General features: G+C 60.4%; 9 protein-coding genes. 6 read left to right on the plus strand and 3 right to left on the minus strand.

Annotated features, from left to right (window positions below; genetic code table 11):
- Positions 1-198, plus strand: a 198-nt coding sequence (locus RBR25_RS16440; RefSeq protein WP_432820636.1) for a hypothetical protein, incomplete at its 5' end; no start/stop codon positions are given.
- Here RBR25_RS16440 and RBR25_RS16445 read toward each other — a convergent pair.
- Both RBR25_RS16445 and RBR25_RS16450 read right to left on the minus strand, forming a co-directional pair.
- Positions 195-686 (minus strand): single-stranded DNA-binding protein, encoded by a 492-nt coding sequence (locus RBR25_RS16445; protein ID WP_432820637.1) that lies wholly within the window; start codon positions 684-686, stop codon positions 195-197. The genes RBR25_RS16440 and RBR25_RS16445 overlap by 4 nt on opposite strands.
- Before the next feature lie 332 nt (positions 687-1018).
- Positions 1019-2608 carry an oleate hydratase gene (locus tag RBR25_RS16450; protein ID WP_432820638.1) on the minus strand — a complete coding sequence of 530 codons (1590 nt, stop codon included), beginning with the start codon at positions 2606-2608 and terminating at the stop codon, positions 1019-1021.
- A gap of 201 nt (positions 2609-2809) precedes the next feature.
- On the opposite strand from RBR25_RS16450, the gene RBR25_RS16455 reads away from it, so the two are divergent.
- From RBR25_RS16455 to RBR25_RS16475, 5 genes are all read left to right on the plus strand, one after another.
- Positions 2810-3511, plus strand: coding sequence for a lysophospholipid acyltransferase family protein (locus tag RBR25_RS16455; protein ID WP_432820639.1), 702 nt, complete (start codon positions 2810-2812; stop codon positions 3509-3511).
- On the plus strand, positions 3508-5199 hold the full coding sequence (locus RBR25_RS16460; RefSeq protein WP_432820640.1) for a ribonuclease J: 1692 nt from the start codon (positions 3508-3510) through the stop codon (positions 5197-5199). The genes RBR25_RS16455 and RBR25_RS16460 overlap by 4 nt, the downstream gene beginning before the upstream one ends.
- 127 nt (positions 5200-5326) lie before the next feature.
- Positions 5327-6118: an undecaprenyl-diphosphate phosphatase gene (locus tag RBR25_RS16465; protein ID WP_432820641.1), complete on the plus strand. Its 792-nt coding sequence runs from the start codon at positions 5327-5329 to the stop codon at positions 6116-6118.
- Between the two features lie 12 nt (positions 6119-6130).
- Positions 6131-8413, plus strand: a complete 2283-nt coding sequence (locus RBR25_RS16470) for a DNA translocase FtsK (protein WP_432820642.1) — start codon at positions 6131-6133, stop codon at positions 8411-8413.
- Positions 8414-8415: 2 nt separating this feature from the next.
- Positions 8416-10695 carry a GspE/PulE family protein gene (locus tag RBR25_RS16475; protein ID WP_432820643.1) on the plus strand — a complete coding sequence of 760 codons (2280 nt, stop codon included), beginning with the start codon at positions 8416-8418 and terminating at the stop codon, positions 10693-10695.
- Between the two features lie 131 nt (positions 10696-10826).
- On the opposite strand, the gene RBR25_RS16480 is transcribed toward RBR25_RS16475, so the two are convergent.
- Entirely contained in the window at positions 10827-11360 is a 534-nt protein-coding gene (locus RBR25_RS16480; protein WP_432820644.1) for a menaquinol oxidoreductase, read from the minus strand.
- Positions 11361-11769 lie beyond the last annotated feature (409 nt).

An 11769-nucleotide genomic window follows, 5' to 3' on the forward strand; every position in this document is an offset into this window, starting at 1 on the left:
CTTGCCGTTCAGCTAACGGTTCCCGTCATCAGGGTCCGTAGAGGACTTTCACCTCCAAGTCAACGATTGACCACCACGATCAATCATCTGGTGCTTACGCACCACGCGCCATGCCTGGCGCACCAAGTAAAACGGCTGCCGACGCAAAGGCCGGCAGCCGTTCTTTTCTTTTCTAAGTATCTGAAATCGGAAGTTTAGAAAGGAATATCATCATCCGGATTAAAAGGCGGATCGGCGAAGTCTTCGTAGGCCGGGGTTGCCGGAGTCGAACGCTGGGACTCTTGGGCAGGCCGGCTTTCCTGGCGGTTGCCGCCCCGGGGGGCGTAGCCGCTGTCGCGCTGACCGCCGCCTTCGTCGCCGCGGTTGCCGAGCATCTGCATCTGGTCGGCGACGATTTCGGTGATGTAGCGCTTGTTGCCGTCTTTATCGTCGTAAGAACGGGTCTGAATTTTCCCTTCGATATAGACCTGCCGCCCCTTGTGCAGATATTTACCGCAGATCTCGGCCAGTTGCCGCCAGGCGACGATGTTGTGCCACTCGGTCTTTTCCTGCTGCTGGCCGTCGCGGTCCTTGTAGCGCTCGGACGTGGCCAGGGAAAAGGTCGCAACGGCGGCGCCGGAGGGGGTATAACGAAGTTCGGGATCCTTGCCGAGATTGCCGACGAGAATAACCTTGTTAACGGACATGCGATTCCTCCACAAACTGGATGTAAAATGCCAAAAGCGTTTATCACCAAACACTACACGCCATCCGCGGCGACGGCCGGCCCCTCTCGAACCCCGCGAATGGCTTAGTTTATGAGATACGGGGGGGCAAACGAACCCATATCATACATGCCGCCGTATTTGAATTAAAGCTATTTCTCCTCGCCGCAGTGCCGATCAATTGTGGATCGTGAATCCCTCCTGTTGCCTCGACGATTTTCCCGCTCTGTCGTCAGGGGCAAACCGGGAAAGGCAAGCAGGAACATCTTGTCGCCCAAGCCGAGAGGATGGGAAAACGGCCGTAACACCTCCCCTTAGCGCCGTAATGCCTTCAGGGCATCGCGGAGCACGCAGATATCGTGATCGCCGCGATAGATCGGTGAGACTTCGCGGTCAAGGCCGAGCAGGCCAAAGACCGCGGTCTGCGCTGACCGCACCGAATATTCCACGGTAAAGACGCAATCGTTCGGGATTTCGACAAACTGACCCAAAAAAGCGAAATTGGTCGCACCCCCCGGGATCACCCGTGGGCGATCACCGGCAACGCGCGGCATGAATTCACTGTCGATATAAGGCATCATGCAAGGGACACAACTCATTTCCCCCATCCGTGGCCGCATCGTTTCCAGGATACCAAGGTGGGAAAAGAGCTCGATCAGGATCTCCTCACCACGGCACTCGGACATCGGCTTCGCCACAAAATTCCCCGGAGCGTCAGGCAGCAGACCATTCCCCCAGAAAACAAAGACGTTAGCGGGCTGATTCCGGAAGTGCGGTTGGTAGGCCAGCACGACCGACATGAGCCAGTTGGAATCGGTGAGCGTCACCAACCCACCGGTTCCCGGCCGGTTCCCGGTGAAGCGCTCCATGTACTCGAAAAAGGTGGGATCCTTGAGGGTGACCGTGAAGGACATCCACTTCGATTGCGCTACCTGCCCGCAGAATGCCCGAGGACGACCGAACGCATCCCCCTTCGCGGCGATCCGCTCCCATAGCGCCCATAATCCCGTGGCACTCTTCTCCCTGAGCGGCGCCGCCATGGTCATACTGCCCATGGCGGAGGCCTCCACCATGGAACCGAGGGTAACGAACAGGCGATCGCCCGCCGCAAGCTCGATCGTTTCCAGCCCCTTCCCGCAGAGATAATGCAACGCGGTGGCGCGCTGGAAGCTGCCATCAAAGGCAAAGTCGATATCGACCACCGGCGTATTCAGCGCGAAGTTGACGCCCTGTGTCTTGAGCCAGGTTTCGATCGGCAGGATCACCGAGTCATACTGGTTGTAGACGGTGCGAAGTATCCCCTCCAGCCGGTTGAAGCCGGGCAGCAGATGCATGAAACGAATGGCATAGCGGCGCATTTCGGCAAGACTGCTCCAGCGCTGAAAGGCAAAGGTAGTGCTCCAGAGCAGCCAGAATACCGTATCGAAAAATGTCGGGATAAACCATTCGTCGATGCGCTTGCCGCCAAGAGACTTTTCGGAGCGCATGACCAGTCTGATCAAGGCGAAAAGATCGCGCTTGCTCAGGCCATAAGAGGAGACATCCATCTTCCGTCCCGCCTTGAGCAGCCGAGCTTGGGAATGCGACACCACCCGCCGGTTGAAGGCGAAGACTTCCTCTTTGACCGAAATTGCCGGGTCTTCCGATGAGGGAATGGCGGAGAGCAAGTCCCAGGTGCAGACGAAATGCCGCTCATGCATCCGCCCGCCGCGTATCAGGTAGCCGTCCTCGGCGGTTCCGGAACCGTCGAGGGCGCCGCCACAGATTCCCGCGCCGTCGAAAATGGTGATGGCGCTCCCCGGACATCTCCCCTCGCGAATGAGATAGACGGCGCTGGCCAGACCGGCGATACCGCCACCGACGATGTAAAACTTGATGGCGCCATCCGGACCGGTGTTTTTCAAAGGGCAGGTTTCCTCCCAGGGACACGCCGACAAACTGAAGGCTTCTGCCGGCTGAATTCTCGCTTCAGCGCACTTAAGACAAACTTCGGCCAAGTCTAACGAGTATCGCCCTGCTGTAAAGCCTCTCCGGAAAAGGTTTGACTCCCTCTGCCGGTGCCACTAAACTAACCTATTCGAGCATTTGCGGAGACTTACCAATCCATGATTCGTACCATTTTTTATTTTGTCACTCTCATCCCCTGGACCCTTTTCGTCATCGTCACCGGCGTTCCCCTCTCCTTTATCAGCCCCGATTATCTGCACAACTATGCGCGGCTCTGGGCCCGGGTCGGGCTGCACCTGGCCGGGGTGCGGCTCAAGGTCAGCGGCCGGGAGCATCTGCGCGCCGGCGAGCCGGTCATCTATATGTCCAACCATGCGAGCAACTTCGATATTCTCGCGCTCTTCGCCGGACTGCCGGAGCAGTTTCGCTGGCTGGCCAAGGAAGAACTGTTCCACATCCCTCTCTTCGGCCTGGCCATGCGCCGCATCGGCTACATTCCGCTGGATCGTTCCGACCGCAAAAAGGCTCTGCACAGCATGACCGAGGCGGCGAAACGCATCCGTGACGGCGCTTCGGTGGTGATCTTCCCCGAAGGCACCCGCTCCCTCGACGGTAGCCTGCAAGCCTTCAAGAAAGGGGGATTTCTGATCGCCCTCAAGGCCGGTGTGCCGGTGCAGCCGGTGGCGATTTTCGGGAGCTTCGCGGTCATGCCCAAGTCGGGCTGCCGCATTCACGGCGGGCTGATCGAGGTGCGCATTTTACCGGCCATCGCCACCGCCGAACTGGCCGCCGCCGATACCGAGAAGTTGCTTGCGACCGTGCAGGAGCGAATCGGCACCGCCCTGGAGGCGCGCCCATGACCACCCTGGCCCAGGCTCCGGAACTGCATCCCGACGCCCTGCGCCTTCTGCCCCTGGGCGGGCTGGGGGAAATCGGGCTGAATCTGATGGTCCTCGAATGCCGGGGGGATCTGCTCCTCATCGACTGCGGCCTGATGTTCCCCGAAGCCTACATGATGGGGATCGATCTGGTCATACCCGATGTTTCCGCCCTGGCCGGGCGGGAGGCGGACATCCGCGGGCTGGTTCTGACCCACGGCCACGAGGACCATATTGGCGCCATTCCCTTTCTCTACGAAACCCTCGGCTGCCCGCCGATCTACGGCACGGCCCTGACCCTGGGACTGGTGCGCGGCAAACTGGAGGAGCACAAGCTCATCGGCCGCGCCCGCCTGGAGACGGTGGCGCCGCGGGAAAGCGTGCGGCTCGGGGTCTTCGCAGTGGAGTTCTACCGCGCCGCCCACTCCATCGTCGACGGTGCCGGGCTGATCATCCGCACCCCAGCGGGGACGGTGATCCATACCGGCGACTTCAAACTTGACCAGACTCCGGTGGACGGTCAGCCGACCGATCTCCCCCGGCTTGCCCAGTGCGGCGAGGAGGGCGTGCTGCTGTTGCTGGCCGACTCGACCAATGTCGAAAAGGAGGGTTATACCCTCTCGGAGCGGGTGGTCGGCGAGGCCTTTCAGCAGATTCTCCCCGGTTGCGGCGGCCTGGTCATGGTCGCAACCTTCTCCTCCAACATCCACCGCATTCAGCAGGTGGTGGACGCGGCGGTCGCCTGCGGGCGCAGCGTGCTGATCAATGGCCGCAGCATGGTGACGAACACCGACATCGCTCGCAAGCTCGGCTATCTGAACATCCCCGATTCGGCCTTGATCGAGTTGCGTGATCTGCGGGACATCCCCCGCGACCAGGTGCTGGTCATCACCACCGGCAGCCAGGGAGAACCGCTGTCGGCTCTGGCGCGCATCGCCATGGACGACCACAAGCAGCTCAGCTTGGAACCGGGGGATACGGTCATCCTCTCGTCCAAGTTTATTCCCGGCAATGAAAAGGCCATCTCCGATCTCATCAACCATCTCTACCGGCGCGGCGCCGAGGTCTTCTACGAAACGACGAGCGAGGTTCACGTCTCCGGCCACGCCAGCCAGGAAGAGCTGAAACTCGTCCACTCCCTGGTTCGGCCCCGCTACTTCGTCCCCGTTCACGGCGAATACCGGCATCTGGTTAAACATGCGCAGCTGGCTCGACGCATGGGGGTGGCGCCGGAGAACGCGGTCGTCCTGGAAAACGGCCAGCCGCTGCTGGTTTCGGAAAACGGTCTGCGCCGCGAAGAGCGTCTGGAAAGCGGACGAATCTTCGTCGACGGCAAGGGGGTCGGCGATGTCGGCATCATGCAGCTGCGCGACCGCAGCCGCTTGGCCAACCACGGCATGGTCATCGTGATTTTGGCGATCAACCAGAAAACGGGCGAAATCCTCTATGGACCGACGATCCACACGAAGGGCTTCGTCACCGAGGAAGAGAGCGGCGAATTTCTCGAACAGGCTCGTCAGGCGGTATGCGCTACCCTGGCCGAACACAGCCTGGCCATGCTCAGCGACTGGGAGGAACTGCGGGTCGAGGTCCGCAAGAGCCTGCGACGCTTCTTCAACCGCACCATCGAACGTCGGCCGATGATCCTGCCGGTGATTCTGGAGTTGTAACCGGGCCGCCGACAAACCGTTCCGCGTAAGGGCAAACACAAGGTTCACCCGAATTTCGGATTCAACCCAAAAAGGGCGGACACCGGCCGCCCCGACCAAAAACCAACGTAACGAATCAAGGATTTCCATGACGCTGCTGCACGCTCTGCTGCTTGGCCTGATTCAAGGCATGACCGAATTTCTGCCGGTTTCCTCCTCGGGGCATCTGGCCATGACTCAGCACATGCTCCCCGGCTTCGAGCAGCCGGGCATTCTCTTCGATGTGCTGCTGCACCTCGGCACCATGTTCGCGGTGATTCTCTACTTCCGCCGCGACCTCGGTCAGCTGCTGAGTTCCCCGTTCCGTCAGGATGAGGAGGCGGCGCTGCACCGCCGGCTGTTGCTGCTGCTGCTGGCCGGATCGGTGCCAACGGCGCTCATCGGGTTGACGTTTAAGGATTACTTCGAAGCGATGTTCGAAAACATTCCCTTGATCGCTCTGATGCTGCTGGTTACCGGCACCTTGCTTTTCGTCTCGGAAAAATTCCGCCGGGGCACCCGCAAGGAGAGGGATCTGACGCTCCTCGATGCCCTGGTGGTCGGCACCGTTCAAGGCTGTGCCATCATCCCCGGCATCTCCCGCTCCGGTTCGACCATCGCCGCCTTGCTGCTGCGCGGCGTCGACGGTGAGACGGCGGCGCGCTTCTCCTTTTTGCTGGCACTCCCCGCCGTCCTCGGCGCGGCTCTGCTCTCCCTGCGTGACCTGCACGCTGTCCCTACCGGGGAGTTCCCCCTTTACCTGACGGGAACCGCCGTCGCCTTTGCCGCCGGCATGCTCTCCATCCACTTTCTGCTGGCGGTCATCCGCAAGCGCCGGCTCTTCGCCTTCGCCCTCTACTGCTGGCTGGCGGGCAGCTTGGCTTTGATCCTCACTCTGTAATCGGAAGCGCTGATGCCTGAGAACAAACCGCCACTGATTCGGGAACATCTGCAAAAAGAGATCGCCGGCGTCCTCTGCCTAGCCGTCGGGATCTTCGTCCTGCTCAGCCTGGTGTCTTTTCATCCCTCGGACCCCTCCTTCAACAGCAACATCACCTCCAGCGTCGTGCGCAACTGGGGAGGAATGGTCGGCGCCTATCTCGCCGAGCTGTTCATCCAGATCCTCGGGCTGGTCGCCCTGGTCCTGCCCCTGGCCTGCTTTCTCTTCGCCTGGCGCCTGCTTAAATTCCGTTCGATCAAGGTGCGTCTCTACAAGGGGGGGGCGGTGCTGATGCTGATCCTCTCCCTGGCGGGGCTCATCGCCCTGCGCTTTCACGAGATCGTCATCTTCGGCCAGCGGATCGAGGAAGCGGGCGGCGCCGCCGGGCGGCTGCTGGCGGAGATCCTCTCCCGCTACCTGAACGTCACCGGCGCCGGCATCTTCCTCTTCGTCTTCTTTCTCATTTCGCTGATGCTCGGCGCCCGTTTTTCGATGGTGCTCTTTCTCGAAGGCATGGCCGCGCGCGTCGGCGGCCAACTGGAGCGTCGCCGCGAGCAGCACGCCGCTCAGCGCGAACTGCGCGCCCGCCGGCGCAAGGAGAAACAGGAACAACCGACCATCGTCGCGCCTCCGGTACGTCCGCTGGAGGTAACGCCGCCGGCGAAAAAGAAAAAACGCAAGGAGGAGTCGCCGCCCGAACAGGAAGCCTTCGATTTTCTTGAACCCTCGGGCACCTATCACAAGCCGTCCCTGTCCCTGCTCGCTCACGAGGGGGATCCGCCCACGCCCATCGACCGCGACGCACTCATGGCCAACGCCAAGATCCTGGAGAGCAAACTCAAGGATTTCAACGTCGACGGCGAAGTGGTCGAGGTCAAGCCGGGGCCGGTGGTGACCATGTACGAGTTTTCCCCGGCGCCGGGGGTCAAGGTGAACAAGATCGCCGGCCTCTCCGACGACCTCTCCATGGCCCTGCGCGCCCTTTCAATCCGTATCGTCGCACCCATTCCCGGACGGGGCGTGGTCGGCATCGAGATCCCCAACAAGGAGCGGGAAACGGTCTACCTCAAGGAGATTTTCGAGTCGGAGGAGTTCCAGAAGACCGGCGGCAAGCTCCCCATGGCCCTGGGCAAGGATATCTTCGGCCGCACCGTCGTCTCCGACCTGGCGAAGATGCCACACCTGCTCGTCGCCGGCTCCACCGGCAGCGGCAAGTCGGTCTCCATCAACACCATGATCCTCTCCCTTCTCTACCGGGCCACTCCCGAGGAGGTGCGCATCATCATGGTCGACCCGAAGATGCTCGAACTTTCCATCTACGAGGGGATTCCCCATCTGCTCCTGCCAGTGGTGACCAACCCGAAAAAGGCCGCCCTCGCCCTGGGCTGGGCGGTGCGGGAGATGGAGCGGCGCTACAAGCTGATGAGCGACAAGGGCGTGCGCAACATCGACGGTTATAACAAGAAAATCGCCAAGGAAGAGAAAGACAAAGCCGCCCTCAAGGCCCAGGAGAAGCTCATCGTCGAGCCGGTGGAGGCCGTGGAGGAGGAACTGCCGCCGGTGGCCATCGCCGAGGGAGAAGAGCTGGACCACGGCCATCTGCCCTACATCGTGGTCATCGTCGACGAACTCGCCGACCTGATGATGGTCGCCGGGCGCGAGATTGAAGAATCCATCGCCCGCCTGGCGCAAATGGCCCGGGCCGCCGGCATCCATCTGATTCTCGCCACCCAACGACCCTCCGTCGACGTCATCACCGGACTGATCAAAGCCAACTTCCCGACCCGGATCAGTTTCAAGGTCTTCTCCCGCATCGACAGCCGCACCATCCTCGACCAGATGGGGGCGGAAACCCTGCTCGGCATGGGCGACATGCTCTTTCTGCCGCCGGGCACCGGCGCCCTGCAACGGGTACACGGGGCCTTCGTCTCCGAGCTGGAAGTGCAGCGGGTCGTGGATTTCCTCAAAAAACAGGGAACGCCGGAGTACGACAAATCGATTCTCGCCGCCCCGCCGTCCACGGATAACGGCAACGACGGGGAAGAGGAATACGACGAAAAGTGGGACGATGCCCTGGCCCTGATCGCGGAAACCCGCCAGGCGTCCATCTCCATGCTGCAACGGCGGCTGCGCCTCGGCTACAACCGGGCGGCGCGCATGATCGAAAAGATGGAGCAGGAAGGGATCGTCGGCCCGTCGGACGGCACTAGCCGCCCCCGTGAAGTCTTTGTCAACAACATCCAGAGGCCTGACTGACTATGCGCAAACAGCAGATTACCCTGAACTTCATGGATGGCGAAGAGCTCACGGCCACCCTCGCCGAAGCCTTCGACCCCGCCGCCAACGAGATCAAAGTGCTGCTGGAGGATACCGACATCCGCCTCGGCTATCCTCTGCCCGACCTGACCTGCATCCTCTTTCACCGGGATCCGTTGAGTGGTAAGCTGCCGCCGGCCAAATTCGACACCATGGATGAAGTGGAAACGGTAACCGGTGTGCGTTACCAGGTGAACATCCCTCCCCGTCAGGAAATTTCCGGAGGGTTCTTCGCCGTTCCCGTCGACACCGGCAGCCCCTGGATGCGCATCTTTTTCTGCAACCACGGCATCAGGGACCGCAAAAACCGCAAGTTTCTCGGTGACTATCTCGAAGCCAAGGGGCTGGTCACCCCCGACGAAATGAAGAAGACCCTGGAAGTGCAGCAGAAACTGCGCACCCGCCGGGTCGGGGAGATCCTGGCCGAACAAAACAATATTCCCCAAGAGACCATCGACCGGACCGTGGCCACCGCCACCGACCGGGGGCGGGCCCTGGCCAAGGCCCGCATCGGCGACATCTTGGTCGCCGCCGGTCTGGTCACCCGGCAGCAGGTCGAGGAAGCCGTCGCTACCCAGAAGGACGGCAAGAAAAAACGTGTCGGCGAGCTGCTCATTGAACGCGGCCTGATTACCGAGGACCAGCTGCTCAATGCCCTAGCCGAGAAGTTCCGTCTGCGCTACGTCAATCTGGAGCAGATCGTTCCCAGTCGAGAAGCCCTGGCAACCCTAACCGGGGAAATCGTCAACCGTCTGCAAGTGCTGCCCATCGAAAAAAAGAGCGACCTGCTGATCGTGGTCACCGCCTCCCCCACCGATCCCAACCTGATCGACAGCCTGCGCTTCAGCGCCAACTGCCGCATCGAGCTTGGCGTCGCCACCCGCGCCCAGATCGCCAAAGCTATTGAAGAATATTATCCCGCGACCACGGCGCCCAAGGATGACGTCGGTACTCTCATCGGCGAGTTGACCGAAGATATCGTCACCATCGAGGAGGAAGTAGAGGAGAACAAGCTCTCCGAGGCGGATAGCCAAATCATCCGACTGGTCAACAACATTCTCATCGACGCCTTTCAGAAAAACGCTTCGGATATCCACTTCGAACCGGGGATCGGCAACGCCCCTTTCCGTATCCGTTACCGCATCGACGGGGTCTGCCGCGTCGCCCATCAGGTTTCCGCGACCTTCAAGCACGCGATTCTTTCCCGCCTGAAAATTATGTCGCGCCTGGACATCGCCGAACGCCGCCGGCCGCAAAGCGGCAAGATCATGATCCGCTCGGGCAACCGCAACCTCGAGTTCCGCCTCGAAATAACCCCCTCGGTGGGTGGCCAGGAAGACGCGGTGCTGCGGCTTCTCGCCAACGCCAAGGCGTTGCCCCTGGAAGATCTGCGCTTTTCCGCCAACAATTTAAAGAATTTCAAGGAATGTCTGGCCAAGCCTTACGGCGTGATTCTCTGCGTCGGTCCCACCGGCTCGGGAAAGACGACCACCCTGCATTCGGCCCTGGGTCACATCAACACCCCCGAGCGCAAGATTTGGACCGCCGAGGATCCGGTGGAAATCACCCAGGCCGGCCTGCGCCAAGTGCAGGTCAACGCCAAGATCGGCTTCACCTTCCAAGCGGCGCTGCGCTCCTTCCTGCGGGCCGACCCGGACGTCATCATGATCGGCGAGATGCGCGACGCGGAAACGGCGAAAACCGCCATCGAGGCCTCCCTGACCGGCCACCTCGTCTTTTCCACCCTGCACACCAACAGCGCCCCGGAAACGGTCGTGCGTCTCATCGAAATGGGCATGGACCCCATCAACTTCGCCGAGGCCATGCTCGGCGTCCTCGCCCAGCGTCTCGCCCGCAAGCTCTGTAACGAGTGTAAACAGCCCTACCACCCCAGCCGCCAAGAGTACGAGGACTTGGTTCAGCACTACGGCCAGGAGTGGTTCAAGATGCACAACATGCCCGCGTACAGCGAAAACCTCACCCTGATGCGCAAGGTCGGCTGTCCCCGCTGCGAAGATTCCGGCTATTCCGGTCGACTCGGGATTCACGAACTGCTGATGGGAACGGAAAACCTCAAACGCGCCATCAAACGCCAGGCCACCGCCGAGGAACTGCGGCATATTGGCCTGGAAGACGGCATGACTACCCTAAAGATGGACGGGCTGGCCAAGGTTTTCATGGGCCTTACCGATCTGGAGCAGGTTCTGCGCGTCTGTCTCTAGCCCCCCACGGGCGTTTTTCATCGGCCCCACGAACAAAAAGCGACCCCCCGTTCAGCCATTTGCCGTACGGGGGGTCGCCATTAAACCGACTATTTAATCCGCTCCATTGGCGGTCGCCAAAAACCCGGAAATCACATTTCCGCCAGCCGACGATGGCGCTCGATGGCGGCCTTCTCCTCGCGCACGGCGGCGCGGCAATAAATCGACACGCCGACGAATTCCAAGCTCAGCAGCAGCGCCCCGGTTGCAAAAACCGCCCAGAAATTCACTTCCAGCGCTCCCGCGTAGAAATAAAATCCATAAAAACAGGCCAGATAACCGAGCATCGACCAACCGCGATAACGCTCGTCGCCGTCGACGATGCGCGGCATGGCCAGAACCAGCGCCGAGAAACAGTAGATCACCAGCGCCAGGCTGATCAATGAAACCGGCGGCGAGGGCCCAAGCAGATCGAACATTTGCGGGGAGATGACCATCGTCGCCGCCGGCGCGGCATAGATACCGGCGCTGAGCAGGACAAAAAGGGTCAGGCCCCAGAGTCCTTGGCGGGAGCGGCCCTGCAGATGGGCGATCCGCTCCCAGCATTGATCCTCGAAACCCGCCACGTGGCTTTTCGATACGCTGAAGTCTTGCAAACAGGCTGTCTCTTCTCCACGCATAGTCATAACTCCTCCTGCCGTCGTGCCTGGGTCAAAAATCCCCCAAGATAAAGTTGCTCTTATTTTTCAAGCCATTTGTCTTGCCTTTGGCGATTCATTAATGCACTTACAGTGCCAAACTAAAGAATTGACCCCGCAGATAGAGTTACATTTATTAGTATTCATCTCTGACAATCCGACACCCTCGAATAAGCTCCTACCCAACTCGCTCCACCTGTTCAGACGAGAAGGCTATTTACTTTAATTTAAATTTCAGCGCAAAAGTGATGAAAAAAATCTTCATTGACAGTAACTATTCAGCACAAAATTTGAAAAAAGTTCTTGACACGGTCTTTATGTCATTTTTGTAAACTCTGCACGCCTTGTTCGAGGGGTGCGCAAAGACCTCTCAGGAGAACCGCGCTCCTCCCTGGGG

This window comes from Trichloromonas sp. (genome assembly GCF_034006665.1).
GTDB lineage: Bacteria > Desulfobacterota > Desulfuromonadia > Desulfuromonadales > Trichloromonadaceae > Trichloromonas.

Coding starts and splice junctions, on each gene's coding strand:
- RBR25_RS16445 (WP_432820637.1), bottom strand. CDS start 686: ATGTCCGTTAACAAGGTTATTCTCGTCGGCAATCTCGGCAAGGATCCC.
- RBR25_RS16455 (WP_432820639.1), top strand. CDS start 2,810: ATGATTCGTACCATTTTTTATTTTGTCACTCTCATCCCCTGGACCCTT.
- RBR25_RS16460 (WP_432820640.1), top strand. CDS start 3,508: ATGACCACCCTGGCCCAGGCTCCGGAACTGCATCCCGACGCCCTGCGC.
- RBR25_RS16465 (WP_432820641.1), top strand. CDS start 5,327: ATGACGCTGCTGCACGCTCTGCTGCTTGGCCTGATTCAAGGCATGACC.
- RBR25_RS16470 (WP_432820642.1), top strand. CDS start 6,131: ATGCCTGAGAACAAACCGCCACTGATTCGGGAACATCTGCAAAAAGAG.
- RBR25_RS16475 (WP_432820643.1), top strand. CDS start 8,416: ATGCGCAAACAGCAGATTACCCTGAACTTCATGGATGGCGAAGAGCTC.
- RBR25_RS16480 (WP_432820644.1), bottom strand. CDS start 11,360: ATGACTATGCGTGGAGAAGAGACAGCCTGTTTGCAAGACTTCAGCGTA.